Origin of the sequence: Tistrella sp. (assembly GCF_002684955.1) — a bacterium.
Lineage (GTDB): Bacteria > Pseudomonadota > Alphaproteobacteria > Tistrellales > Tistrellaceae > Tistrella > Tistrella mobilis.
Genome location: NZ_NYWI01000030.1, coordinates 130,259 through 153,126, shown reverse-complemented (window position 1 = coordinate 153,126; position 22,868 = coordinate 130,259). Strand labels below are relative to the sequence as shown.

Genomic DNA, 22,868 nt, shown 5'->3' with positions numbered 1-22,868 from the left:
TCGAAAGAGGTAGGGTGCGATGAACATCATCCAGCAGCTCGAACAGGAGCAGATCGCGCAGCTGACCGCCGCCCGCGCCGTGCCGGATTTCGAGCCGGGCGACACGGTGCGCGTGAACCTGCGCGTCGTCGAGGGCAACCGCGAGCGCGTGCAGGCCTATGAGGGCGTGTGCATCGCCCGCAAGGGCGGCTCGCTGAACGCCTCGTTCACCGTCCGCAAGATCTCGTATGGCGAGGGCGTCGAGCGCGTGTTCCCGCTCTACAGCCCGCTGATCGAAAGCATCGACGTGGTCCGCCGCGGCCGCGTGCGTCGCGCGAAGCTCTACTATCTGCGTGGCCGGACAGGCAAGGCCGCCCGCATCGCCGAGCGTCGCGACACCCGCGGCCAGGCCGCCGGCTGATCCCGCAAGGGGCCAGCAGTCGCAGGGCTTCGAACCGCCGGCCGTCCTTCGGGATGGCCGGCGGTTTTCGTTTGGGGGTCGCCCCCGCGTCGCCCTCCCGCAGGGCATCGCCCGCCCGCCGGCGGGGGCAGGACGGGCAGCCGGAATGCCCAATTGGTATACCAAAATGGGGCCCCACCTGTTAACTCTTTGAATTTGAACATTTCTTTCCGCTTCCCAAGGGCGCGGCGACATATTATTCTTGCCCTCGAAGCAGCCGATGCGACGCAATCTGTCGCGCAGCGGAAATCGCCGCCGTCAAGACGGCCCGCTGACCGCCCAAGCGTGAACGAGGAACCGATGTCCGCCCCACGTACCCTGTACGACAAGATCTGGGAGAGCCACCTGGTCGAGAGCCGTGAGGACGGTTCGGCCCTGATCTATGTCGACCGCATGCTCATCCACGAGGTCACGAGCCCGCAGGCCTTCGAGGGTCTGCGTGTCGCCGGCCGCAAGCCGCGGCGTCTCGACACGCTGCTGGCGGTGGCCGACCACAACGTGCCGACCTTGCAGCGGGCCCAGGGCATCGCGGATCCGGTCTCGCGCACCCAGGTCGAGACGCTGGAAGAGAACTGCGCCCATTTCGACGTGCCCTATTTCCCGATCATGGACGACCGTCAGGGCATCGTGCACGTGATCGGGCCCGAGCAGGGCTTCACCCTGCCCGGCACGGTCATCGTCTGCGGCGACAGCCACACCTCGACCCATGGTGCCTTCGGCGCCCTGGCCTTCGGCATCGGCACCTCCGAGGTCGAGCATGTGATGGCGACCCAGACCCTGGTTCAGTCGCCGTCGAAGACCATGCGGATCAATGTCGAGGGTGATCTGCCCCAGGGTGTGGGCCCCAAGGACATCGTGCTCGCGATCATCGGCCGCATCGGCACCGGCGGCGCCACCGGCCGCGTGGTCGAATATGCCGGCTCGGCGATGCGCAGCCTTTCGATGGAAGGCCGGATGACGGTCTGCAACATGTCGATCGAGGCCGGCGCCCGTGCCGGCCTGGTCGCCGTCGACGAGAAGACCATCGACTATCTGCGCGACCGCCCGATGTCGCCCAAGGGCGAGATGTTCGAGCAGGCCGCCGCCTATTGGCGGACGCTGGTCTCCGACGAAGGTGCGGTGTTCGACGACGAGATCACCATCGATGCCGCCAGCATCGTGCCGCAGGTGACCTGGGGCACCAGCCCGCAGGATGTGGCGCCGATCACCGGCACCGTGCCGAACCCGGCGGAGGTCGCCGACCCCATGCGCCGCGCGGCCATGGAACGGGCGCTGACCTATATGGGCCTCGAGCCCGGCACGCCGCTTGCCGCCGTGCCGGTGCAGAAGGTCTTCATCGGCTCGTGCACCAACGGCCGGATCGAGGATCTGCGCGAGGCGGCAGCCATCGCCCGGGGCCGCAAGGTCGCAGAGGGCGTGCAGGCGCTGGTCGTGCCCGGCTCGGGCCTGGTGAAGAAGCAGGCCGAGGCCGAGGGTCTGGACAGGATCTTCGTCGAGGCCGGTTTCGAATGGCGCGAAGCGGGCTGCTCGATGTGCCTTGCCATGAATGCCGACCGGCTGGGCGAAGGCGAGCGGTGCGCCTCCACCTCGAACCGCAATTTCGAGGGCCGGCAGGGCCGCGGTGGCCGCACCCATCTGATGAGCCCGTCGATGGCCGCTGCCGCCGCCATCTCCGGCACGCTCGCCGATGTGCGCGCCCTCTGAGCCCCGCTCTCTGAACTTCCGGCCGAAAGCCTGATCCCATGGACAAGTTCACGACCCTGACCGGCATCGCCGCGTCCTTCCCGCGGGTCAATATCGATACCGACCTGATCATCCCGAAGCAGTATCTGACCACCATCAAGCGCACCGGCCTGGGGGTCGGCCTGTTCTCGGACGTCCGCTATGATCGCGACGGCAACGAGACCGGCGATTTCGTGCTGAACAAGGCGCCGTGGCGCGAGGCGAAGATCCTGCTCGCCGGCGACAATTTCGGCTGCGGCTCCAGCCGCGAGCATGCGCCCTGGGCGCTGCTCGATTTCGGCATCCGCTGCGTGATCGCGCCGAGCTTTGCCGACATCTTCTACAACAACTGCTTCAAGAACGGCATCCTGCCGGTCGAGCTGGACGAGGCCCTGGTGCAGAGCCTGATGCCGCTGGCCGAGAACCCCGAGACCGCGGTGATGACCGTGGATCTGGCGGCGCAGGAAATCCGCGCCCAGGGCCGCGAGCCGATCCGTTTCGAGATCGACGGTTTCCGCCGTCACTGCCTGCTCGAAGGCCTCGACGACATCGGCATCACGCTGACCTCGGAAGACCGGATCACTGCCTTCGAGGCGAAGCAGAAGGCCGCCCAGCCCTGGCTCTACGCCGCCGGCTGAACGACCGATCCGACCCTTGAGGAGGGCCGCGGCGGGGAGGCAAGACCCGGCCGCGGCCGTCTTCGATGCGACGACCGCCCCCCCAGACGATCGCCCCCCATTCGAGACAGAAAGACGGACGCGACACATGGCCGCCAACAAGAAGCTGCTGATCCTGCCGGGTGACGGCATCGGCCCCGAGGTGATGGGCGAGGTTCGCCGCATCATCGGCTGGTTCGAAAAGGCCCGCGGGCTCTCCTTCGATATCGCGGAAGATCTCGTCGGCGGTGCCGCCATCGACGCCTACGGCACGCCGCTGGCGGACAAGACCCTGGACCTCGCCATGGGCGCCGATGCGGTGCTGCTGGGCGCGGTCGGCGGCCCGAAATGGGAGCCGCTGCCCTTCGAGATCCGGCCCGAGCGCGGCCTGCTGAAGCTGCGCAAGGAAATGCAGCTCTACGCCAATCTGCGCCCGGCGATCGTGTTCGACGAACTGGCCGATGCCTCGACGCTGAAGCGCGAAGTGGTGGCCGGCCTCGACATCCTGATCATCCGCGAGCTGACCGGCGACCTCTATTTCGGCACGCCGCGCGGTGTGGAGACCCTGCCCGACGGCACCCGCCGCGGCATCAACACCATGGTCTACACCTCGCCGGAAGTCCGCCGCGTGGCGAAGATCGCCTTCGATCTGGCCCGCAAGCGCGGCTCGAAGGTCTGCTCGGTCGACAAGGCCAATGTGGTCGAGACCACCGAGATGTGGCGCGAAGAGGTCATCAAGCTCCACGGCGAGGGCTATGAGGACATCCAGCTCAGCCACATGTATGTCGACAATGCCGCCATGCAGCTGGTCCGCAATCCGAAGCAGTTCGATGTGATCGTCACCGGCAACATCTTCGGCGACATCCTGTCGGACGAGGCCGCGATGCTGACCGGCTCGCTCGGCATGCTGCCCTCGGCCTCGCTGGGCGATCCCGACGAGACCGGCCGCCGCCGCGCCCTTTACGAGCCGGTGCACGGCTCGGCCCCCGACATCGCCGGCCAGGGCATCGCCAACCCGCTCGCCACCGTGCTCAGCTTCGCCATGATGCTGCGCTATTCCTTCGACCTCGACGAGGCGGCGAACCAGGTCGAGCAGTCGGTCCGCAACGTCCTGGCGCGCGGCCTGCGCACCGGCGACATCATGCAGCCCGGCATGACCCGGGTCTCGACCCAGGCCATGGGCGAGGCGATCGTCGAGGAACTGGCGAAGCTGGGCTGAGCGCACCCCGCCCCTTCCATCGACAGGGCTTCGTCCCTATGTTGCGCCCGCAAGGCATCGGTGAGTTTCGCCGGTGCCCGGCGGGCGCAACGCCGTTCCGGCCCCTCCCACCAATGTCGGGATGACCCGGGCAACGGACGGCGCACCCGCCCTTTCCAGACGACATCGAAGGAAGACGTCATGGCCGATGTGATCGCGGTGATCGGTGCCGCCGGTGCCGCCGGACGCGAGGTGCTGCAGGTTCTGGCGGCCCGCGGAACCGGTGTCGAACGGGTCCGCGCGCTGGAGACCGAGGTTCAGCGCGGCGACGCCCTCACCTATGGCGACGACCACGAAGTGCCGCTCGTGAAGCTTGCCGATTTCGATTTCGCGGGCGTTGCGATCGCGATCTTCGCCGGCCTGCCGGCCATCGCCAGGGTGCACGGCCCCCGCGCCGCCGCCGCGGGTGCGGTGGTGGTCGACATGACCGGCGCCTATCGCAGCATCGACGGCGTGCCCCAGGCCCTGGTGCCGGTGAACCCGCGCGCGCTCAGGGCCTGGAGCCGCCACCGTGCCGTCGCCTGCCCGCCGGCGGCCGCCGTCGCGATCGCGATGGCGCTGAAGCCGCTGCATGCCCTGGTCCCCGTGACCGCCCTCTCCGCCACCGTGCTGCAATCCGTTTCGGGCGCCGGCAAGGCGGCGATGGACGAGCTGTTCGACCAGACCAAGGACATCTTCATCGGCAACCGCCGCGATCCCGAGCAGTTTCCGAAGCAGATCGCCTTCAACGTGATCGGCGCCGAGGCCGACGATGCCGCCACCGGCCGCACGCGGGAAGAGCACGAGATCGCCGGTGCCATCGGCGCCCTGCTCGGCCCCGCCATCGCCGCCCGGATCATCACCGCACAGGTGCCGGTGTTCATCGGCGACAGCATCGCGCTCTCCGTCACCTTCGAGCGCGAGATCGACCCGGCCGCGGCCTGGGCGGCGCTGCATGACGATCGCGATCTGGCGGTCACCGCCCCGGTGCCGGGCGGCGAGGCCGACCAGGATGCCGCCACCACCCCGGTCGAGATCGTCGGCGAGGCGCCGGTCTATGTCTCGCGCCTGCTGTCGGACCGGAGCGACGCGCGCACGCTCGATCTCTGGATCGTCGCCGACAACCTGCATCGCGGCCAGGCGCTGACCGCGGTCGAGATTGCGGAGACCCTGCTCCGCGACCACCTCACCCCCCGCCTCGGGACCACACCCGAGGCCTGATCCGGAGATCCATATGGGGCCGGCCGACCGTCTTGATCTTCCTGTGCCGGCCTTCCGCCCGGCCCCGCTCCGCGACGAGGCGGTCTATCCGGCAAGCGGCCTGCGCCCTGCCGGATTCGCGGCCCTCGACAGCGTCTTCGACGATGCGCTCTGCGATGCGCTGATCGCCGCCTTCGATGCCGTGGGCGGCCATACCGCCTCTCTGGTCAAGGGGGTGCAGTCGGCCGGGATCCGGCGGTCGCGCGTGCTGTGGTTCGATGCCGACAGCAGCCCCGACCCCGACCTCACCGCCGCAGTCGACCGGCGGATGGCCGAGGTCACCGCCCTTCTCAACCGCACCCGCTTCGGCTTCGCCCTCGACGGCTTCGACGAAGCCTTCCAGATCGCCCGATACGATGCCGAGATCGCCGGCGGCTATATCCGCCATGTCGACCGTGGCGAGGGCCCGCGCGCCCGACGCCGCAAGCTCGGCATCTCGATCCAGCTCTCGGCGCCCGAGACCTATGACGGCGGCGATCTGATCCTGGAACCCCAGGCCGTGCCGATCACCGGCCCGCGCCGCCGGGGCACCGCCATCGCCTTTCCCTCCTATGTCGTCCACGAGGTCACGCCCGTCACCCGCGGCTGCCGCTACAGCTTCGTGGCCTGGGTGCACGGGCCCGGCTTCGTCTGACGCCCTCGCCGATCAGGCGATGCGCGGCGACCGGCGGCGATGGACGGCCAGCCCCAGCGCCGCCAGCACCAGCGGATAGATCACCGATCCGCCCTGGGCCAGGGCGAGGCCGGCCACCAGAACCACGCAGGCGGCGGCGAGCAGCCGGGTGCCCGGGCCTTCCGACAGCCGGAACAGCGCCGCCGCCGCAACCCCATACAGAATCAGGAAATTCTGCCCGGCGATGCCGAGCAGGACATCGACCCGGCTGAAGCCGGCCGCGTCGGCGGCGATCACCGCCAGCAGCACCACGACCAGCACACCGGCCGCCCTGACCGGCTGGTCGCCCCGCAGGCCGGCCAGCGCCGACGGCAGGGTGCCGGCGCGGGCGAGGGCGAAAATCATCCGCGACACGCCCCAGATGGCGGCGGCCAGATTGGCCAGGATCATCACGGTCACGACCGCCGCCACCGCCCGGCCGCCGACAGTCCCGAACCGGCCGTCCATGATCGCCGCGAACGGGGTCTCGAACCGGCCATTCAGATCGCGGGTCTGGGCGATCCAGGCCATGACCAGGTAGAGCACCACCGCCACCACGAAAGACAGCGCCATCGCCCGCGGGAAATCCCGGGCCGGGTCGCGGAACTCCTCCGACAGGTTGGACGCGATCTCCCAGCCCGTGAAGGCGAAGAAGATCATCATGAACGGTGCCAGCGCCAGGGCCCAGTCGATCCGGTCGGGCAGCAGCGGCAGGGGGCGGGCGGCTTCCGGCACCAGCACCACGCCGGTCACCGCGATTGCCCCCAGCAGCACCAGCAGCACGGCCGCCATCGCCTGGTTCACCCTGGCCGCCCCCGCGGCCGACAGCAGGTTCACCGCAAACCCCGCCGTCACCAGCCCCGCCGCCCAGGCATGCGGGCTGCCGCCCACCGCACCCGCGGCATAATACCCGCCGGTCAGCGCGATCGAGGGCAGGCCGATCGCCACCGCCCCCAGCAGGATGAAGGACGAGGCCGGCGCCCAGGCAGGGCCGAAGGCGCGGGCGGCGAAATGGCCGATGCCGCCTGCATCCGGAAACCGCCGCCCCAGGATCACGAACACCGCAAGCAGCGGCAGGGCGGCGAGCGCACAGATGCCCCAGGCCAGCAGGGCATGATCGCCCGCCTGCCGCACCGCCAGGCCCGGCAGGATCAGCAGCCCCGCCCCCAGCACGATGTTCAGCATCACCGCCGCCCCTTTGAGCGGGCCCAGATTGCGTGCGAGTTCGCGGCCGCCCTCGCTCATGCCGTCCCTCCTCCTCCCAGCTCCACGATGCGGGGCGCGATCAGATAGACCACGCCCCCCTCCAGCGCCACCGAACCGTGGCGGATACCCGCCGGCAGCCGGATCACATCGCCCCGGCGGCAGACGGTCTCGGTGTTGCCGGATGCGTCCGCCCAATAGAACCGCAGGCTCCCCTCCAGGATCACCAGGGTCTCGTCCACCGGATGGGCATGCCAGGCATGTTCCTTGCCCGGCTGGTCGCGCTGCACCTCGACCGCACCCTGTTCCGGCATCAGCGTCCGGATCAGGTGAGGCAGGGCCGGCGGGGTCAGGTGGCGGGTCAGGATCTCGACCATGGCTCAGACCACCTCCGCATCGGTATCCCTGAGCCGCGCGAACGGGCAGGCGGGGGCCGGCCGGTTGGCGTCGTCCAGGAAATACTGGCGATGCTCGCGGGTCTCGGGCGCGCCATAGCGGCCGAGATCGGGCGAGGCCGGCAGCATGTCGAAAGCGACCAGCCGCCGCCGCACCTTGGCGAACGACGTCGCGGCGGCCTGTTCCGTCCCCAGGATTTTGTCGAACACCCAGCGCGGCTGGAAGGTCAGCATGAAGGTGCTGGACCGCCGGCTCTGGCGGGCGATATGGGCGGGGGTATTGCAGACCACGAAGATCGGCTCTCCCGCGAAGCAGAACTCCCAGAGCGCTTCATCGGTGCCGGCGGGGATCTCCGCCGGCCAGGGCGCCGCATCGCGTCGGGCCAGCGCCGCCAGCAGCCCCCACATCCGCGCCCGGTATTCCTCGATCGCAGCCACCCGACCAGGGCGGAAGAAGGCGACCAGAGAGGCATGGGGCCCGAAGCTGCGGGCCTCGGCCACGAACCGGCCCAGCGCCGCGGCCAGCCGGTCGGCCGCCGGCCCGTCGGGATCGGCGGCCTCGTCGTCGATGAACAGATAGCGCAGCTGGTCGGTCTCGAAGCCCTTCACCCCGAACACGCAGGGGAAAGGCCGGACCGGGCTGGAAATGGTGGCGGCGAATTCGTCATACACCACCCGCTGCCAGCTGCCCGCAGGCAGCCGGCCGGCAAGATCGTCGCGCGACAGATAGGGCGCGGGTGCAGCGGACATCGGTCCCGTATCGAACATGATGTCTTCCCATGACTGGCGATGGCGGGGGTGCGGCCGCAGACCCCGCAAATCGACGTCCCCACATCGATTTGGAAGCTACAAGTTGCGACCGCAGTCACCGCACACTTAACCGTTGCATTGCTCGCCAGACCAGAGTTCAAATTGAACACTTCATACCATAATGAAACCCCTGGGCAATAACCAGGGGCACGCATCCGCACCGGACCCCATGATCATGTCTCAGGACCAGGCCTCACCCGGCCGGCGCCGCGACGCGCCGGAGCCGTCCCTGAGCGAGACCGATCTGCAGCTGATCGACCTGCTGCGCGAGGATGCCCGCCGCAGCATCAGCACGTTGGCCGCCCTGATCGGCACCTCGCGTCCCGCCATCCGCCGCCGGATCGATCGCCTGCAGGCACAGGGGGTTATCCGCCGCTTCACGGTCGAAACCGCCCTGCCGGCAGCCACCACCGCAGATCGCGGCATCGACGCCCTGTTCTCGATCGTCGCCCGCACCGGCAGCCATCGCGGCCTGCTCGCCACCATCCGTCAGCGCCCGGAATGCCGCGCCGCCTGGGCGGTGACCGGCACGCCCGACCTGATCATCATCGTCCACTGCCTCTCGGTCGCAGCCCTCGACGGCCTGCGCGACCACCTGGCCCGGCACACCGCGGTCAAGTCGGTATCGACCGCGGTGATCCTGGACGGATGGCAGCGCGACGGCTGAGGCAAGGGCCGGCTGAGATACGGACGGGCCGACGTCAGAGCGGATGAACCCCGACCGCACGGTAATCGGCGGCCAGCATCGCCTCCTGCGCCGCCACCAGGGCCAGTTCCGGCCCGCCCAGCTTGCGGCTTTCCTCCACCACCGCCCAGGTGGCGGCGACGGCCCGGCGGATGGCGCGGGACAGGTCGCGATGGGTCAGCCAGTCGGCGAGCAGCACGGCCGAGAACATGTCGCCGGTGCCCGAGAAATGGACCGGCACCAGCGGGGTCTCGATCCGGAAGCGGCCGGCGCGGCCGACCGCGATCACCTCCACCGACCCCGCCGCCGTCTCGGCAACCTTGACCGAGGTCGCCACCGCCATCTCGGGCCCCATGGCCGCCAGCCGGTCCAGCGCCTCGATCACCTCGGCGCGGGTGCGGGTGTGGCGGCCCGTCAGATGGTCGAGTTCGAAATGATTGGGCACCACCAGATTGGCGCGCGGCAGCAGATGTTCGACCATCGCCTCGGCCACGCCCGGCTGGACATAGCGCCCGCCCGGATAGTCGCCGATCACCGGATCGAACAGATAGAAGGCCCCGGGCACCCGCCGGCGGACCCGGTCCACCGCATCCGCCGCCACGGTCACCTGGCCGGCGCTGCCGAAATAGCCGGTCAGCACCGCCCGCACGAAACCGAGCCCGCCGCCCGCCTCTTCGGGCAGGGCGTCCAGCCCCTCGACGATGCCGCGCATCTCGGTCTCGTCGACCACGGTGCCTCGCCAGCCGGGATAGCGGGGGTTGCTGCTGAACCGCACCGTGTCGATCGGGCAGACCTCCTGGCCCAGCCGCTCCAGCGGCAGAGTGGCGGCGCAGTTGCCGACATGGCCGAAGCTCACCCGTGACTGGATGCTGAGGACAGTCATCGGCGGTACTCCCAAAACGCAGGGTCCGGCAGCGCCTGGGCTGCACCGGACATAGAGGGGATCAGGGGCGGGAGACGGAAGTCGGGGGTGGCGACCGGCTTCCGGCGGCAGCCCGTGTTCGCAGGCGCCGCGGACCTGGATGCTTGCACGGCCGGGCCGGAGGCTTCAACCCCTGCGCACCGCCGGCGGCTGCAGCCCGGCCCTGCAGCCGCAGCAGGCCCGGGTCGGCAACTTTGTTGCGTTGCGGAACGGATCTGCGCAACGCTTTCGCAGCGGCACAAGGTGGTTTATAGTCGCGCGCGAGCCGGCCGGGCCTTCTTCCCGTCCCGCCGCACGGATCCCTGCCCGCGGATCCGGCGCCGCGGGTGCGGCCTTCTCGGGGTCCGGCCGGGGATCGCCTTTCCGCCATTCACCCCAGCCACGGAAGCCCGCGACATGGCCAAGACCAATCGTCCCCGCCGCAGCATGCTTTATATGCCGGGTGCCAATACCCGCGCCCTCGACAAGGCCCGGAGCCTCGCGGCCGACGCGCTGATCCTGGACCTGGAAGACAGCTGCGCGCCGGATGCGAAGGACGCCGCCCGCGCCAATGTGGTGGCGGCGCTGGCTGAAGGCGGCTACGGCAATCGCGAGCTGATCATGCGCGTGAATGCGCTCACCACCCCCTGGGGCCATGCGGATCTGGTCGCGGCGGCGAAGAGCGGCGCCGATGGCGTGCTGATCCCCAAGGTCGACGGTGCCGAAGGCGTGCGTCAGGCGGAAGCGGTGCTGCGCGATGCGGGGGCGCCCGACGATCTGAAGCTGTGGGTGATGATGGAAACCCCGCTCGCCATCCTCAGGGCCGAGGAAGTCGCCGGCGCCACCCCGCGCCTGGCGGGTCTGGTGCTCGGCACCTCGGATCTCGCCAAGGATCTCCACTGCGCCCATACCCCGGAGCGCCTGCCCTTCCTCGCCAGCCTGTCGCTGTGCATCCTGGCCGCCCGCGCCTTCGACCTCGCGGTCATGGACGGCGTGCACCTGGATCTGGACGACGAAGAGGGCTTCGCTCGCGTCTGCCGCCAGGGTGCGGAACTCGGCATGGACGGCAAGACCCTGATCCATCCCAAGCAGCTCGCCGCCGCCAACGAGGCCTTCGGCCCGTCGGAGGCCGATATCGCCAAGGCCGAAAAGATCATTGCCGCCCATCAGGCCGCGGTTGCCGAGGGCAAAGGCGTGGTCGTGGTCGACGGCAAGCTGGTCGAGAACCTGCATGTGGTCGGCGCCCGCCGCCTGCTCGACATGGCAGAGCAGATCAAGACCCTGGGCTGAGGCGGCACCGATGGCACAGAAGACCAATCCCGGCCGCTTCTTCGAAGACTTCACCCTGGGTGAGGAAATCGTCCACGCCACCCCGCGCACGGTGACCGAGGGCGACCAGTCGCTGTATACCGCGCTCTACGGCACCCGCTTCGCGGTGAATTCCTCGGCCGAATTCGCCCGCAGCCTGGGTCTCGGCGGCGCGCCGATCGACGATCTGCTCGTCTTCCACGTCGTCTTCGGCAAGACCGTCCCCGACGTCTCGCTGAACGCGGTCGCCAATCTGGGCTATGCCGGCGGCCGGTTCGGCGTGCCGGTCTTTGCCGGCGACACGCTTTCCACCCGCTCCACCGTCATCGGCCTCAAGCCCAACGGCAACGGCCAGACCGGTGTGGTCTGGGTGCGCTCCACCGGGCGCAACCAGCGGGGCGAGATGGTGCTGGACTACGTCCGCTGGGTGATGGTGAAGCGCCGCGCCCCCGGCACTGATGTCTCCGCCACCCATGACTGCCCGCCCGCCGATCTGCCCAGGGCGGTCGATGCCGCCGATCTGGTGGTGCCGACCGGGCTGGATGCCCGCGGCTTCGATTTCGCCCTCTCAGGGGAGCCGCACGCCTTCGAGGACTACAGCCCCGGCGAGCGCATCGATCATGTCGACGGCATGACCATCGAAGAGGCCGAGCATCAGATCGCGACGCGCCTCTATCAGAACACCGCCAAGGTTCATTTCAACCAGCTGGAAGCCAATGGCAACCGCTTCGGCCGGCGGCTGATCTATGGCGGTCACATCATCAGCCTGGCCCGGTCGCTGTCGTTCAACGGCCTGGCCAACATCGTCCGGGTGGCGGCGATCAATGCCGGTGCCCATGCCAACCCCACCTTCGCCGGCGACACCATCCACGCCTGGTCCGAAGTGATCTCGGCCGACGCCCTGCCCGGGCGCACCGATCTGGGTGCATTGCGACTGCGTCTCATTGCCGCCAAGAATCGGGCCGCCGCCGACTTCCCGCTCAAAGATGCCGACGGCAAATATCTTGCCGACGTCGTTCTCGACCTAGATTACACCGTGCTGGTGCCGCGCCGCGGCTGAACAGCGCCGCCGCCCACAACCTTCGGGCGCCCGGTTCCGGCCCCCTGTGCCTGCGCATGGCGTGGGGGGTGCGACTTTCGCCGGGCTTTCGTTGACTTGGGCGGCGGCTGGGCCTATTCAGTACGGCGTGACGAAAGGCGTGCGTTTTCAAGCCGTAAACGTTGAGCCGCCCGGCGGGGTACCCTCGCCATGCCGGGACGAGCCCCTGGAGTGCAGGTTCTAGAAGCCCATGGCCAAGACCGACAACCGACCGCTTTCGCCGCATCTGCAGGTCTACCGCCTGCCGCTGACGGCGCTCATGTCGATCTCGCACCGCGCCACCGGCGTGGCGTTGAGCGTCGGCACCCTGCTGCTCGCCTGGTGGCTGATCGCCGCTGCGACGGGCGCTGAGTCTTTCGAAACCGTGCAGGGCTTTCTCGGCTCGTGGTTCGGCATGCTGCTGATGTTCGGCTGGACGCTGGCGCTGTTCTACCACATGGCGAACGGCATCCGGCACCTGGTCTGGGATGCAGGCTACGGCTTCGACGTCAAACAGGCCGAGAAGATGGGCCGCATCGTGCTGGTCGCCGCAGGCGGCCTGACCCTGCTGGCCTGGATCATCGGCCTGTCGGTCTGATGGGCGAGAAAAGACTGCAGAAACTGCGGCTGGTTCGAGGACGATCAAGATGAGCTTGCGCAATCCCCTCGCCCGCGTTCGCGGGCTGGGCTCGGCTAAAGAAGGTGTCCAGCACTGGTGGCTTCAGCGGGTGACCGCCATGGCCATGGTGCCGTTGACCCTGTGGTTCGTGATTTCGGTGATCGCGCATCTGGGCGCCGGCCGGCTGGAGATGGTGGACTGGATGTCCTCGCCGGTCTCCGCCGCACTGATGATCGCTTTCCTGGTCAGCCTGTTCTGGCATGCGAAACTGGGCCTGCAGGTCGTCATCGAGGATTACGTGCACAACGAGGCATGCAAGATCGCGTCGCTGACCGCCATGACCTTCGCCGTGGTCATCGTCGGCATCGCCTGCGTCGTCTCGGTGCTGAAGCTCGCCTTCGGAGGCTGAACGCGAAATGACCACGGCTTACAAGATCATCGACCATGAATACGACATCGTGGTCGTCGGCGCCGGCGGCGCCGGTCTGCGTGCGACCATGGGCATGGCCGCGAAGGGTCTGAAGACCGCCTGCATCACCAAGGTGTTCCCCACCCGCAGCCACACCGTGGCGGCGCAGGGCGGCATCTCGGCCGCGCTCGGCAACATGGGCGAGGACGACTGGCGCTGGCACATGTACGACACCGTCAAAGGGTCGGACTGGCTGGGCGACCAGGACGCCATCGAATACATGTGCCGCGAGGCGATCCCGGCGATCATCGAGCTCGAACATTTCGGCGTGCCATTCTCGCGCACCGAAGAGGGCAAGATCTATCAGCGCCCCTTCGGCGGCATGACCACCCGCTTCGGCCAGGGCCGCGCCCAGCGCCCCTGCGCCGCCGCCGACCGCACCGGCCACGCCATCCTGCACACCCTCTACCAGCAGGCCCTGAAGAACGACGCCGAGTTCTTCATCGAGCATTTCGCGCTCGACCTGATCATGGACGACGAGGGTGCCTGCCGCGGCGTGATGAGCTGGGATCTGGCGACCGGCATCCTGCACCGCTTCCGCTCGCATCTGGTCGTGATCGCCACCGGCGGCTACGGCCGGGCCTATTTCTCCTGCACCTCGGCCCATACCTGCACGGGTGACGGCAATGCGATGGTGCTGCGCGCCGGCCTGCCGCTGCAGGACATGGAGTTCGTGCAGTTCCACCCGACCGGCATCTACGGCGCCGGCTGCCTGATCACCGAGGGCGTGCGCGGCGAGGGCGGCTATCTCACCAACTCCAATGGTGAGCGCTTCATGGAGCGCTATGCACCCTCGGCCAAGGATCTTGCCTCGCGCGACGTCGTCAGCCGCGCGATGACCATCGAGATCCGCGAGGGCCGCGGCGTCGGCAAGCGCAACGACCACATCCATCTGCACCTGGAGCATCTCGATCCCGAGATCATCCATCAGCGCCTGCCGGGCATCGCCGAAACCGCGAAGGTGTTCGCGGGTGTCGACGTGACCAAGGAGCCGATCCCGGTGCTGCCGACCGTCCACTACAACATGGGCGGCATCCCGACCAATCATCGCACCGAGGTCGTCCGTCCCACGGCCGGCAATCCGGACGAGGTCGTGCCCGGGCTGATGGCGATCGGCGAGGCGGCCTGCGTGTCGGTGCACGGCGCCAACCGTCTGGGCTCCAACTCGCTGCTCGACCTGGTGGTGTTCGGCCGCGCGGCCGCGATCCGCGCCGCCGAGATCGTGAAGCCGGGTGAGCCGCACAAGGCAATCAGCGCGGATGCTTCGGAACGGGCGATCGCCCGCTTCGACAAGCTGCGCCATGCCAACGGCACCGTTTCGACCGCGGAACTCCGCGACGAGATGCAGCGCACCATGCAGAACAACTGCGCCGTCTTCCGCACCGGCGAGGTGCTGGAAGAGGGTCTGGCCGAGATGCACAAGATCTACGCCCAGCGCGACAATCTCCGCGTCACCGACCGCTCGCTGGTCTGGAACTCGGATCTGGTCGAGACGCTGGAGCTGGACAACCTTCTGGGTCAGGCGCTGGTCACCATCGCCGGTGCCGCAAACCGGCCGGAAAGCCGGGGCGCCCATGCCCGCGAGGATTATCCGGACCGCGACGACAAGGACTGGATGAAGCACACCGTCGCCTACTGCTCGGACGAGGGCGAGGTCGCCTTCGACTATCGCCCGGTGCATATGACGACGCTGACCAACGAGGTCGAGGTGTTCCCGCCGAAGGCGCGCGTCTACTGACGCCGCCTTAACGACCCCACGTCGACCGAGGACGAGACGAGCGATGGCCCAGTTCCGGCTTCCCAAGAATTCGCAGATCCGCCAGGGCAAGACCTACAAGGCGGACGGCGCGAAGAACGTCAAGGTTTTCAAGATCTACCGTTGGAACCCCGACAGCGGCGAAACGCCGTCGGTGGACACCTACGAGGTCGATCTCGATCATTGCGGTCCGATGGTTCTGGACGCGCTGATCAAGATCAAGAACGAGGTCGATCCGACCCTCACCTTCCGCCGTTCGTGCCGTGAAGGCATCTGCGGCTCCTGCGCCATGAACATCGACGGCGGCAACACGCTTGCGTGTCTGAAGCCGATCGAGGACGTGGCGGGCGAGGTGAAGATCTACCCCCTTCCCCACATGCAGGTGGTGAAGGACCTCGTTCCCGACATGACCAACTTCTACGCCCAGTATGCGTCGATCAAGCCCTGGCTGCGCAGCCAGAGCCCGGCGCCGGCGCGTGAACGCCTGCAGAGCCCCGAAGAGCGCGAGCAGCTCGACGGTCTCTACGAGTGCATTCTCTGCGCCTGCTGCTCGACCAGCTGCCCCAGCTACTGGTGGAACAGCGACCGCTATCTGGGCCCGGCGATCCTGCTTCAGGCCTATCGCTGGCTGGCCGACAGCCGCGACGAGGACACCGGCGACCGCCTCGACACGCTCGAGGATCCGTTCCGCCTGTATCGCTGCCACACCATCATGAACTGCGCGAAGACCTGCCCCAAGGGCCTGAACCCGGCCAAGGCGATCGCGGAGATCAAGAAGATGATGGTTGCCCGCCGCTAAGGCGGGACGATGATTGCCCGCCGCTAAGGCAAGGCACCCTTCGGACCAATAAAAATCGGCCGGCCCTGGCGACGGGGCCGGCCGTTTTCATTCCGTCACAGACAGGGCTTGCGCCCCTGCCCCTCTTCGGATAAGGTCCGCGCCGTCCCGAGCGGAGAGGTGCCAGAGTGGTCGATCGGGGCGGTCTCGAAAACCGTTGTGCGCGCGAGCGTACCGTGGGTTCGAATCCCACCCTCTCCGCCATTCGCTCCCGCCGGTTCCGGCGGTGAACGGACGACCGGTTTCGAACGGCCCGGCGCTGCAAAGTGCCGGGCCGTTTCGTCTTCAGGACCGATCGTCCCGGGCTGCCCTGGCATAGAGCCGGGTGAACGGCGCCGCGGTCAGCCCATGGGCAAGAATGGAGCCGGCGATCAGGAAGCTGGTGATCGGCCAGAGCCGCGGATCCGCCAGTTCGCGATGGGCCGCACCGGCATAGAACATCGCCGACAGGCCGATCGGGCCGAACCAGCCATAGAACCAGACATCGTGCGGCGCCCGGAAGGGGCGCGGGTCGACCCCGTCGCGTGCCTGGTCCGCCGCCGAAGGTGCCGGCCGTCCCGCGCCGGGCTTCAGCAGCAGATAGAGCAGCCAGATCACCGGCAGCCGCCGGAAGGCCAGTACCAGGCCGAGCGCCAGCAGGCCGGCCCCCCAGATGCCGCCCCACGCCCCCCAGGGCACCGCCATCGCGAACAGCATCAGCGCAGGCACCATGGCCAGATTGTTGCCGCCCTCCTCGTACTGGTCCGCCGCCTCGCGCACCTCGTCGCCCAAGGCCGTCGCCAGGGCCAGCCCGGCCAGGAAGGCGGCCCAGATGCTGTCGGTGTCGATCAGTTTCATCAGGCCCAACAGCCCGACCATGAAGGTCAGGCTGGCCAGCATCAGCGACCGGCGGCCGATCTGCCCCGCCGCTCGCGCGGCCTTCAGCGCCCGGCCGGCCCCATGGCCGAGCCCGAGCCCGATCACCCCGGCGGCCACCACCTGCCAGAGCCCGACCCGCAGCAGCCAGTCGCCCCAGCCGTCGGTCGCATCATGAAGCAGCAGGATCGGCAGAAACATGAACAGAAAGGCCAGCCCGTCATTGCCGCCCGATTCGAAGGACAGCATCTGCCGGATCCGCGCCGGGATATGCCGTTCGGCGAAGGGGCCGGTAACGATCGACGAGGCGATCACCGGGTCGGTCGGGGTCAGGATCGCGCCGATCACCGCCGCGACCAGCAGCGGCAGGCCGAAGATCAAGGCGACGATCATCGTGGTCACGACCCACATGCCGGCCATGGCCACCAGCACCAGAACGCCGCCGGTGCCGAGCAGGCTGCGGATATCCCGCCCCCTCAGCCTGAGGGCGATCGAGGCGACGCCGAAGCCGACGGCGAACCAGCACAGGGTCTCCATCATGCCGAGCAGCTCGTCGCGGGGCATCACCTGCCCGAAGATCAGGCGATGCAGGGCGCCCGCCGCCAGCGCCAGCAATGGCGGGGCAATCACACGCTTCATCCGCTTGCCCGTCAGGCCCAGCAGCCAGATGGTGGCGCCGGCCAGAAGAACGAAGGCGAAGAAGGCAGGGCTGTGCATGACGGAAATCCCGTGGGCGCGCGCGGAAGAGAAGTGGTCGGGGCTTGTCCGGCCAATCCTGCCACGCCCGCCGATGTTCCGCCCTCACCCGCCCTGCCGGACATCCGTCCGGGCTGATGCGCGGGTTCAGCCGGCCTCCTTCACCACCCGCCGGGTGGAAGCCGGATGGCGGCCGAGCAGCGCCGTCGGCCGCACCGGCCGCGCCACCAGCCCGCCCCCGCAATTCGGGCAGACCCCGCCAAGCCGGCCCCCGGCACAGCTCTCGCAGAAGGTGCATTCGAATGAACAGATGAAAGCCCCCGGCGCATCCGCCGGCAGGTCCACATCGCAGCACTCGCAGCCGGGTCGCATGTCGAGCATCAGGCAGCCTCCCTTCTCCTGACAGGGCCCCCCATGGCCCCACTGCCCCAGGATGGGGCCGGTCCGCACGACCGGACAAGGCGGCATAGCCCGCTTTTCCGGTCGCAGGCGCCTCAGCCGCGCACCAGCGAAATCAACGGCTCGAAGGCATAAAGCGCCGGTCGTCGCCCAGCCGCTGGTTCCAGCGTGTTTAACAGGCCCGCATCAAGCAGATTCTTGGTAAACTTATGTGCTGTCGGCGCAGGAATGCCGGACCGACTGGTGAACGTATTGTTCCGAAACACCGGGCGCGTAAAAATAAAATCAAGAGCCGTAATGGCCCACTTTGATGACAATGTTTCCCTAAAGTGGCCTTTCATTTCCTCATAGAGCGTTCGGATCTGCTCGGCTTTTTCCAGATTCTGCCGCGCCTGGGACTCGATTGCAGTCAAAAAGAATACGACCCACTCTTCCCATTTTCCGGAAGCAGAGACGTATCTCATGCGATCAATATATTCATCTTTATTTTGTTCGAAGAATTCACTGATATAAAAATACGGCTCGGAAATCTTGCCGGATTTCCAAAGCATCAATGGGATCAGCATGCGGCCGATACGGCCGTTCCCGTCCTTGAAAGGATGCAGTGCTTCGAACTCCAGGTGTGCGATGGCAGTGCGGATGTGAATTTCGCAGTCGTCATCCTTCAAAAAATCGAAAAAGCGATCCAGGCCTTCATCCAGTCGCTGCGGGCTGATGGGAACAAACAGAATCTTCCGGCTCCCCCGATCCGCCAGATAATTCTGCTCTGTCTTAAATTCACCGGGGGAAAGATGCGACCCTCGGCCAAAACCGAGCAGAACCTTATGTGCAGAACGAATCAACCACTTTGACAGGGGTGCCCCATCCTTCATGGAAGCCTGCGCCATCTTCATGGCCCGGCCGTATAGAAAAACCTCGATCGTTTCGCTGCGGGCGTTCGTATGCTCGACGTCACCATCATCCTCCTGCTCCGCTTCCAGGCGCAGAACTTCATCAAGAGTGCTGACAGTCCCTTCCATGCGGGATGAAATCACAGCCTCGCGGCTGCGGAGGGGCGCCAGCAGAATATCGCTGCTGTGCATGCCCTTGAGCATCTGATCGTAACGGGCCAGTGCTGCCGCAGCCTCCGACATGGGCTTGATCAGCCGTGCGTGATCGAGCATCCGCGGCGGAAACCGATCATAGTGATACTGAACGGCATCGCTCGGATCGAAACCGGCGGGAGAGCGGGCGTCATTCATGTTGGCTCTCGCTTTTCGGCTTATTCGAGACACAACTGCGTTAGCGTCGACTCTGAGAGAAGCAAAACGTGTTGTCTATCGAATTTTCCCAACCGTGATAGGCAAACTCGTTTGTGTCTCGTATCTGAGAGGCAAACGGATTTGAGTCTCTGCGGCGCGCGAAAACGAGAGGCAATCCCCCACCGCCCGTAACAACTCCCACCTTGCACAATCCGCCGCCCGCGCCTAGTCTTGCCTCCCCCAAAACCGCATAAGCCATTGATTTCCCTGAAATCACTCTGGCGACATGCCGGAACGGGCCCTTCGACCTCGGAGACAGGACCATGCGGCAGATCACGGACGGGGTGCTCGGCCTCGATTTCGGCACCACCAACAGCGTGGCGGCACTGGCCACCGCGCCCGGGGTGTCGGAGCTGGTCGAGTTTCAGGGGGCGAAGGCGACCGGGGCCGTGTTTCGTTCGGCGCTGTGCTATTGGCAGGACGACGAGGGGAAGGGCGGCATTGCCCACGAGGCCGGACCCTGGGCCATCGCCGAGTATCTGGCCTTTCCGCAGGACAGCCGCTTCATCCAGTCGTTCAAGAGCGTGGCCGCCACCCCGCTCTTCGAACACGCCACCATTTTCGACAAGCGCTACCGCTTCGAAGAGCTGGGCCGGATGTTCCTGGGCCGCCTGACGGCCCATGCCGGCGGCCGGCTCGACCGGCGGCCGGAGCGGATCGTGGTCGGCGTGCCGGTGGAATTCGCCGGCTTCCGCGCCGACCCCGCCCTCGCCCGCGAGCGGTACGACCGCATGTTCGAGACCTTCGGCACCCGCATCCACTATGTCTACGAGCCGCTGGGCGCCGCCTTCAGCTATGCCGCGGGTCTCGACCACGCCGCCACGCTGCTGGTGGCCGATTTCGGTGGCGGCACCAGCGACTTCTCGGTCGTGCGGGTGGCCGAACCGGGTGCCGCGCGGCGCTGCCTGCCGCTCGGCTCGGCCGGTATCGGCATCGCCGGCGACCGGTTCGACTATCGCATCCTCGATCGGCTGGTGCTGCCCTTCCTCGGCAAGGGCGGCCGCTACCGCTCCTTCGACAAGGTGCTCGACATCCCCTTGAGCTTCTTCTCGGATTTCGGCGACTGGTCGAAGCTCGCCCTGATGCGCAACCCGAAGACCATGGATGCGCTGGAGCGCCTGCGCCGGGCGGCGCTGGACCCCGAGGCGGTCGGCCGGATGATCACGGTGATCGAAAACGAACTCGGGTACCCGCTCTATGATGCGGTCGGCCGTGTGAAGCGGGCGCTCTCCACCGAAACCGAGGCCGATTTCGCCTTCAACGCCCCCGGGCTCGACATCAATGCCCGGGTCACCCGCGCCGAGTTCGAGGACTGGATCGCCGAAGACGTCGCCCGCATCGCCGCCACCGTCGACACCGCCCTCGCCAAGGCGGCGGTGGAGGCCGCCGCCATCGACCGGGTGTTTCTCACCGGCGGCTCGTCGCTGATCCCCGCCATCCGCCGGCTGTTCGAAGACCGCTTCGGCCGCGACCGCATCGCCACGGGCAACGAGCTCACCTCCATCGCCCACGGCCTCGCCTTGATCGGCCAGGAAGAGGACGTGACGGAGTGGGCGGTCTGACCTGACCGGTTTTACGCCTCCAAGCCCGGCCAGAAATGGCTGTCGGGCAGCTTCCGGGCGCCGAAGATCGCCTGGCCGACGCGCACCACGGTCGCACCCTCTTCGATCGCAATCTCGAAATCGCCCGACATGCCCATCGACAGCTCGTCGAGGGACAGCCCGGCCGGGGCGTCCTGACGCAGCCGGTCGCGCAGATCGCGGAGCAGCACGAAGCAGCGCCTCACCCGGGCGGCCTCGGCCGAGAACAGGGCGAGCGTCATCAACCCGCGCACCTTGAGCGCGCTGAAAGCCGGCAGCTCCTTCAGGAAACCCGCCACCTCTTCCGGCGGCAGGCCGTATTTGCTCACCTCGTCGGAGGTGTTCACCTGAACGAAGACGTCGAGACTGCGGCCTTCGATCTGCAGGCGGCGATCCAGCGCCTCGGCTGCCCGCAGATTGTCCAGCGCCTGGAATTCGGCGGCAAAGCGCGCCACCAGCTTGGCCTTGTTGGTCTGCAGATGACCGATCACCGACCATTGAAGATCGGCCAGATCCGCCATCGCCTCCCATTTGCGCGCGGCTTCCTGAACCTTGTTCTCGCCCAGCAGCCGGCAGCCGGCGGCATAGGCCAGACGGATATGCGCCTCGTCCATGGTCTTGCTGACCGGCAGCAGGCGCACCGTCGCCGGATCCCGCCCCACCCGCGCCGCCGCAGCGGCGATGCGGGCATGCACCGCCGCCAGATTCTCCCGGAAATCCTCGACCGATTCAGCGCGCGGCCAGCGGTCGTGAAGATCGTGGCGGGTCTCTGTGTCGAGAACGGAGGTGTCGGTCATCGCTAAGGCCTCGTCTGATCGGCGCAGCGGCGCGCCGGCCCGGACATGCCGGACATGTCCGGCCGCCATCATCGACCCGAATTCGCCTCATGCCAAATATAATATTGACCTAGGCCAATATTCAGGCCTGTCGCCCGAGCAGTGGCGCCAGGGCCGCGATCCCGGCATCGATCCGGTCGAAGCCGAGCGGGCGGGTCAGCCGCCAGACCGGCAGCCGGGCCGCCAGATTGAAGCTGAAGGCCCTGAGCCCCGTCACCCCCAGCAGCGCCTGGGACAGGCCCGGACGGTAAAGCGCGCCATGGATGGCGCGGATCGCATCCAGCCCGGTCAGCCGATCCAGACGCGCCGGCATCTCGGGACCGGGGGCCGCAGCCAGCTCCACCAGCGCAGTCAGCGGCCCGGGCGCACGGTCGGGCCTGCCCCTGCCGCCCAGCGGCAGCAGGGCGCCGCTCTTGCTCCGTCCTTCCACCGGCACCCAGTCGCCATGCCCAAGACCGAAAGCCGCGATCGCCTCGTCCGACAGCCGGAGCCGTGGCACCCCCGGCCAGCCGGCGACGGTGGTCGCAGGCCCCGTCCGTATCAGCCCGGCCACATCGTCGATCTGCAGCAGATCGTCGGCGAGCAGGGCGTGGCCACGCGCGAGCAGCGCCCCGGCCATGGTCGACTTGCCGGCCCCCGACGGACCGGTGATCGCCAGCAGGCCCGAGGTCGTGCGCAGGCTCGCCACATGCAGCGGCATCAGCCCGCGCTGCAGCAGGACGGCGGCGAAGACGCTGCCGTAAAGCCAGTTAAGCAGTCGATCCGGGTGGCTGTCGTGGTCGGGCCCCGGCGCCACCCCGATCGACCGCCCGCCGCGGACCAGATAGCGGCCCGCCTCCCCCAGGGAAAACAGCACCTCGTCGCCGGATGCCTGCCACAACAGGCCGGTGTTGTGGGGGTCGGGCAGAGCCTCGGGCACCGCTTCCAGCCGCAGTCTCACGGCGGTCGCGTCGAAACCGGCGGGATCGGCAGGGGTGACGGCATCGCTCACCAGATCCGGCAGGGCCAGATCCGAGACCAGCCCGAAGGCGCCGTGACGATACCGGTACATCGGATCCCGCTCGTGGTTCTTGTCCGGACAGAGGCTTAACACGCAAGAGGGGCCGCTGTCGACGCGGCGGCGCCGATGGCGTGTCACGATGTGCGCGCCGGGCGTGCTAGACTATCGGCAAT

Annotated in this window: 23 protein-coding genes and 1 tRNA gene; 15 read left to right on the top strand and 9 right to left on the bottom strand. The window is 67.8% G+C overall.

Going from position 1 to position 22,868, the window contains the following annotated elements:
* Positions 1-19: 19 nt before the first annotated feature.
* From rplS to CMO28_RS09595, 6 genes are all read left to right on the top strand, one after another.
* Positions 20-400 (top strand): 50S ribosomal protein L19, encoded by a 381-nt coding sequence (rplS, locus tag CMO28_RS09620; protein ID WP_014746766.1) that lies wholly within the window; start codon positions 20-22, stop codon positions 398-400.
* A 339-nt stretch (positions 401-739) separates the two neighbouring features.
* Positions 740-2,143, top strand: a complete 1,404-nt coding sequence (gene leuC, locus CMO28_RS09615) for a 3-isopropylmalate dehydratase large subunit (protein WP_296712942.1) — start codon at positions 740-742, stop codon at positions 2,141-2,143.
* Positions 2,144-2,181: 38 nt separating this feature from the next.
* Positions 2,182-2,799 (top strand): 3-isopropylmalate dehydratase small subunit, encoded by a 618-nt coding sequence (leuD, locus tag CMO28_RS09610; RefSeq protein WP_296712940.1) that lies wholly within the window; start codon positions 2,182-2,184, stop codon positions 2,797-2,799.
* Between the two features lie 127 nt (positions 2,800-2,926).
* Positions 2,927-4,036, top strand: coding sequence for a 3-isopropylmalate dehydrogenase (leuB, locus tag CMO28_RS09605; RefSeq protein ID WP_062770502.1), 1,110 nt, complete (start codon positions 2,927-2,929; stop codon positions 4,034-4,036).
* Positions 4,037-4,216: 180 nt separating this feature from the next.
* On the top strand, positions 4,217-5,275 hold the full coding sequence (locus CMO28_RS09600) for an aspartate-semialdehyde dehydrogenase (protein ID WP_296712935.1): 1,059 nt from the start codon (positions 4,217-4,219) through the stop codon (positions 5,273-5,275).
* 13 nt (positions 5,276-5,288) lie between these two features.
* On the top strand, positions 5,289-5,948 hold the full coding sequence (locus CMO28_RS09595; protein ID WP_296712934.1) for a 2OG-Fe(II) oxygenase: 660 nt from the start codon (positions 5,289-5,291) through the stop codon (positions 5,946-5,948).
* Positions 5,949-5,960: 12 nt separating this feature from the next.
* Here CMO28_RS09595 and CMO28_RS09590 read toward each other — a convergent pair whose 3' ends face one another.
* Genes CMO28_RS09590 through CMO28_RS09580 form a run of 3 tightly spaced genes read right to left on the bottom strand, consistent with a single transcriptional unit; the run spans position 5,961 to position 8,314 of the window.
* Positions 5,961-7,211, bottom strand: coding sequence for an APC family permease (locus tag CMO28_RS09590; RefSeq protein WP_296712932.1), 1,251 nt, complete (start codon positions 7,209-7,211; stop codon positions 5,961-5,963).
* Positions 7,208-7,546 carry a cupin domain-containing protein gene (locus tag CMO28_RS09585; protein ID WP_296712931.1) on the bottom strand — a complete coding sequence of 113 codons (339 nt, stop codon included), beginning with the start codon at positions 7,544-7,546 and terminating at the stop codon, positions 7,208-7,210. Before CMO28_RS09585 ends, CMO28_RS09590 begins: the two co-directional genes overlap by 4 nt.
* Positions 7,547-7,549: 3 nt before the next feature.
* The gene (locus tag CMO28_RS09580; protein ID WP_296712928.1) at positions 7,550-8,314 is read right to left on the bottom strand and encodes a YqcI/YcgG family protein; all 765 of its coding nucleotides are present in this window, start codon (positions 8,312-8,314) and stop codon (positions 7,550-7,552) included.
* Between the two features lie 235 nt (positions 8,315-8,549).
* On the opposite strand from CMO28_RS09580, the gene CMO28_RS09575 reads away from it, so the two are divergent.
* On the top strand, positions 8,550-9,041 hold the full coding sequence (locus CMO28_RS09575; RefSeq protein ID WP_197465320.1) for an Lrp/AsnC family transcriptional regulator: 492 nt from the start codon (positions 8,550-8,552) through the stop codon (positions 9,039-9,041).
* A gap of 34 nt (positions 9,042-9,075) precedes the next feature.
* Here the strand turns inward: CMO28_RS09575 and pdxY are convergent, their stop codons facing one another.
* Positions 9,076-9,942 carry a pyridoxal kinase gene (gene pdxY, locus CMO28_RS09570; protein ID WP_062770489.1) on the bottom strand — a complete coding sequence of 289 codons (867 nt, stop codon included), beginning with the start codon at positions 9,940-9,942 and terminating at the stop codon, positions 9,076-9,078.
* Between the two features lie 435 nt (positions 9,943-10,377).
* Between pdxY and CMO28_RS09565 the strand changes: the two genes are divergently transcribed.
* The 7 genes from CMO28_RS09565 (at position 10,378) to CMO28_RS09535 (ending at position 16,232) form a co-directional block, all read left to right on the top strand.
* Positions 10,378-11,250 carry an HpcH/HpaI aldolase/citrate lyase family protein gene (locus tag CMO28_RS09565; protein ID WP_296712925.1) on the top strand — a complete coding sequence of 291 codons (873 nt, stop codon included), beginning with the start codon at positions 10,378-10,380 and terminating at the stop codon, positions 11,248-11,250.
* Between the two features lie 10 nt (positions 11,251-11,260).
* Positions 11,261-12,328 carry a MaoC family dehydratase gene (locus CMO28_RS09560; RefSeq protein ID WP_296712924.1) on the top strand — a complete coding sequence of 356 codons (1,068 nt, stop codon included), beginning with the start codon at positions 11,261-11,263 and terminating at the stop codon, positions 12,326-12,328.
* A gap of 229 nt (positions 12,329-12,557) precedes the next feature.
* Positions 12,558-12,944 carry a succinate dehydrogenase, cytochrome b556 subunit gene (gene sdhC / locus CMO28_RS09555; protein WP_296712922.1) on the top strand — a complete coding sequence of 129 codons (387 nt, stop codon included), beginning with the start codon at positions 12,558-12,560 and terminating at the stop codon, positions 12,942-12,944.
* Between the two features lie 49 nt (positions 12,945-12,993).
* Entirely contained in the window at positions 12,994-13,374 is a 381-nt protein-coding gene (gene sdhD, locus CMO28_RS09550; RefSeq protein WP_014746789.1) for a succinate dehydrogenase, hydrophobic membrane anchor protein, read from the top strand.
* 7 nt (positions 13,375-13,381) lie between these two features.
* Positions 13,382-15,172, top strand: a complete 1,791-nt coding sequence (sdhA, locus tag CMO28_RS09545; RefSeq protein ID WP_296712919.1) for a succinate dehydrogenase flavoprotein subunit — start codon at positions 13,382-13,384, stop codon at positions 15,170-15,172.
* A 43-nt stretch (positions 15,173-15,215) separates the two neighbouring features.
* The gene (locus tag CMO28_RS09540; RefSeq protein ID WP_062770477.1) at positions 15,216-15,989 is read left to right on the top strand and encodes a succinate dehydrogenase iron-sulfur subunit; all 774 of its coding nucleotides are present in this window, start codon (positions 15,216-15,218) and stop codon (positions 15,987-15,989) included.
* A 153-nt stretch (positions 15,990-16,142) separates the two neighbouring features.
* Positions 16,143-16,232: transfer RNA gene (locus CMO28_RS09535), tRNA-Ser, on the top strand.
* 81 nt (positions 16,233-16,313) lie between these two features.
* Here CMO28_RS09535 and CMO28_RS09530 read toward each other — a convergent pair.
* The 3 genes from CMO28_RS09530 to CMO28_RS09520 all read right to left on the bottom strand — a co-directional run bounded on the left by CMO28_RS09530 (position 16,314) and on the right by CMO28_RS09520 (position 19,219).
* Positions 16,314-17,600: a cation:proton antiporter gene (locus CMO28_RS09530; RefSeq protein WP_296712916.1), complete on the bottom strand. Its 1,287-nt coding sequence runs from the start codon at positions 17,598-17,600 to the stop codon at positions 16,314-16,316.
* A 126-nt stretch (positions 17,601-17,726) separates the two neighbouring features.
* Positions 17,727-17,960, bottom strand: a complete 234-nt coding sequence (locus CMO28_RS09525; protein WP_296712914.1) for a DUF1272 domain-containing protein — start codon at positions 17,958-17,960, stop codon at positions 17,727-17,729.
* A gap of 113 nt (positions 17,961-18,073) precedes the next feature.
* The gene (locus CMO28_RS09520) at positions 18,074-19,219 is read right to left on the bottom strand and encodes a Fic family protein (RefSeq protein WP_296712912.1); all 1,146 of its coding nucleotides are present in this window, start codon (positions 19,217-19,219) and stop codon (positions 18,074-18,076) included.
* A gap of 323 nt (positions 19,220-19,542) precedes the next feature.
* Here CMO28_RS09520 and CMO28_RS09515 point away from each other — a divergent pair, with 323 nt between their 5' ends.
* On the top strand, positions 19,543-20,841 hold the full coding sequence (locus CMO28_RS09515; protein ID WP_296712910.1) for an Hsp70 family protein: 1,299 nt from the start codon (positions 19,543-19,545) through the stop codon (positions 20,839-20,841).
* Between the two features lie 11 nt (positions 20,842-20,852).
* Here the strand turns inward: CMO28_RS09515 and CMO28_RS09510 are convergent, their stop codons facing one another.
* Positions 20,853-21,656, bottom strand: coding sequence for a YggS family pyridoxal phosphate-dependent enzyme (locus CMO28_RS09510; RefSeq protein ID WP_296712908.1), 804 nt, complete (start codon positions 21,654-21,656; stop codon positions 20,853-20,855).
* Between the two features lie 121 nt (positions 21,657-21,777).
* A complete protein-coding gene (locus CMO28_RS09505; protein WP_296712906.1) occupies positions 21,778-22,746 on the bottom strand; it encodes a hypothetical protein in 969 nt (322 codons plus the stop codon).
* Positions 22,747-22,868: the final 122 nt, after the last annotated feature.

Excerpts from the sequence above, each read along its gene's own strand:
- rplS (WP_014746766.1), top strand. The coding sequence starts at position 20 with ATGAACATCATCCAGCAGCTCGAACAGGAGCAGATCGCGCAGCTGACC.
- leuC (WP_296712942.1), top strand. The coding sequence starts at position 740 with ATGTCCGCCCCACGTACCCTGTACGACAAGATCTGGGAGAGCCACCTG.
- leuD (WP_296712940.1), top strand. The coding sequence starts at position 2,182 with ATGGACAAGTTCACGACCCTGACCGGCATCGCCGCGTCCTTCCCGCGG.
- leuB (WP_062770502.1), top strand. The coding sequence starts at position 2,927 with ATGGCCGCCAACAAGAAGCTGCTGATCCTGCCGGGTGACGGCATCGGC.
- CMO28_RS09600 (WP_296712935.1), top strand. The coding sequence starts at position 4,217 with ATGGCCGATGTGATCGCGGTGATCGGTGCCGCCGGTGCCGCCGGACGC.
- CMO28_RS09595 (WP_296712934.1), top strand. The coding sequence starts at position 5,289 with ATGGGGCCGGCCGACCGTCTTGATCTTCCTGTGCCGGCCTTCCGCCCG.
- CMO28_RS09590 (WP_296712932.1), bottom strand. The coding sequence starts at position 7,211 with ATGAGCGAGGGCGGCCGCGAACTCGCACGCAATCTGGGCCCGCTCAAA.
- CMO28_RS09585 (WP_296712931.1), bottom strand. The coding sequence starts at position 7,546 with ATGGTCGAGATCCTGACCCGCCACCTGACCCCGCCGGCCCTGCCTCAC.
- CMO28_RS09580 (WP_296712928.1), bottom strand. The coding sequence starts at position 8,314 with ATGTCCGCTGCACCCGCGCCCTATCTGTCGCGCGACGATCTTGCCGGC.
- CMO28_RS09575 (WP_197465320.1), top strand. The coding sequence starts at position 8,550 with ATGTCTCAGGACCAGGCCTCACCCGGCCGGCGCCGCGACGCGCCGGAG.
- pdxY (WP_062770489.1), bottom strand. The coding sequence starts at position 9,942 with ATGACTGTCCTCAGCATCCAGTCACGGGTGAGCTTCGGCCATGTCGGC.
- CMO28_RS09565 (WP_296712925.1), top strand. The coding sequence starts at position 10,378 with ATGGCCAAGACCAATCGTCCCCGCCGCAGCATGCTTTATATGCCGGGT.
- CMO28_RS09560 (WP_296712924.1), top strand. The coding sequence starts at position 11,261 with ATGGCACAGAAGACCAATCCCGGCCGCTTCTTCGAAGACTTCACCCTG.
- sdhC (WP_296712922.1), top strand. The coding sequence starts at position 12,558 with ATGGCCAAGACCGACAACCGACCGCTTTCGCCGCATCTGCAGGTCTAC.
- sdhD (WP_014746789.1), top strand. The coding sequence starts at position 12,994 with ATGAGCTTGCGCAATCCCCTCGCCCGCGTTCGCGGGCTGGGCTCGGCT.
- sdhA (WP_296712919.1), top strand. The coding sequence starts at position 13,382 with ATGACCACGGCTTACAAGATCATCGACCATGAATACGACATCGTGGTC.
- CMO28_RS09540 (WP_062770477.1), top strand. The coding sequence starts at position 15,216 with ATGGCCCAGTTCCGGCTTCCCAAGAATTCGCAGATCCGCCAGGGCAAG.
- CMO28_RS09530 (WP_296712916.1), bottom strand. The coding sequence starts at position 17,600 with ATGCACAGCCCTGCCTTCTTCGCCTTCGTTCTTCTGGCCGGCGCCACC.
- CMO28_RS09525 (WP_296712914.1), bottom strand. The coding sequence starts at position 17,960 with ATGCTCGACATGCGACCCGGCTGCGAGTGCTGCGATGTGGACCTGCCG.
- CMO28_RS09520 (WP_296712912.1), bottom strand. The coding sequence starts at position 19,219 with ATGAATGACGCCCGCTCTCCCGCCGGTTTCGATCCGAGCGATGCCGTT.
- CMO28_RS09515 (WP_296712910.1), top strand. The coding sequence starts at position 19,543 with ATGCGGCAGATCACGGACGGGGTGCTCGGCCTCGATTTCGGCACCACC.
- CMO28_RS09510 (WP_296712908.1), bottom strand. The coding sequence starts at position 21,656 with ATGACCGACACCTCCGTTCTCGACACAGAGACCCGCCACGATCTTCAC.
- CMO28_RS09505 (WP_296712906.1), bottom strand. The coding sequence starts at position 22,746 with ATGTACCGGTATCGTCACGGCGCCTTCGGGCTGGTCTCGGATCTGGCC.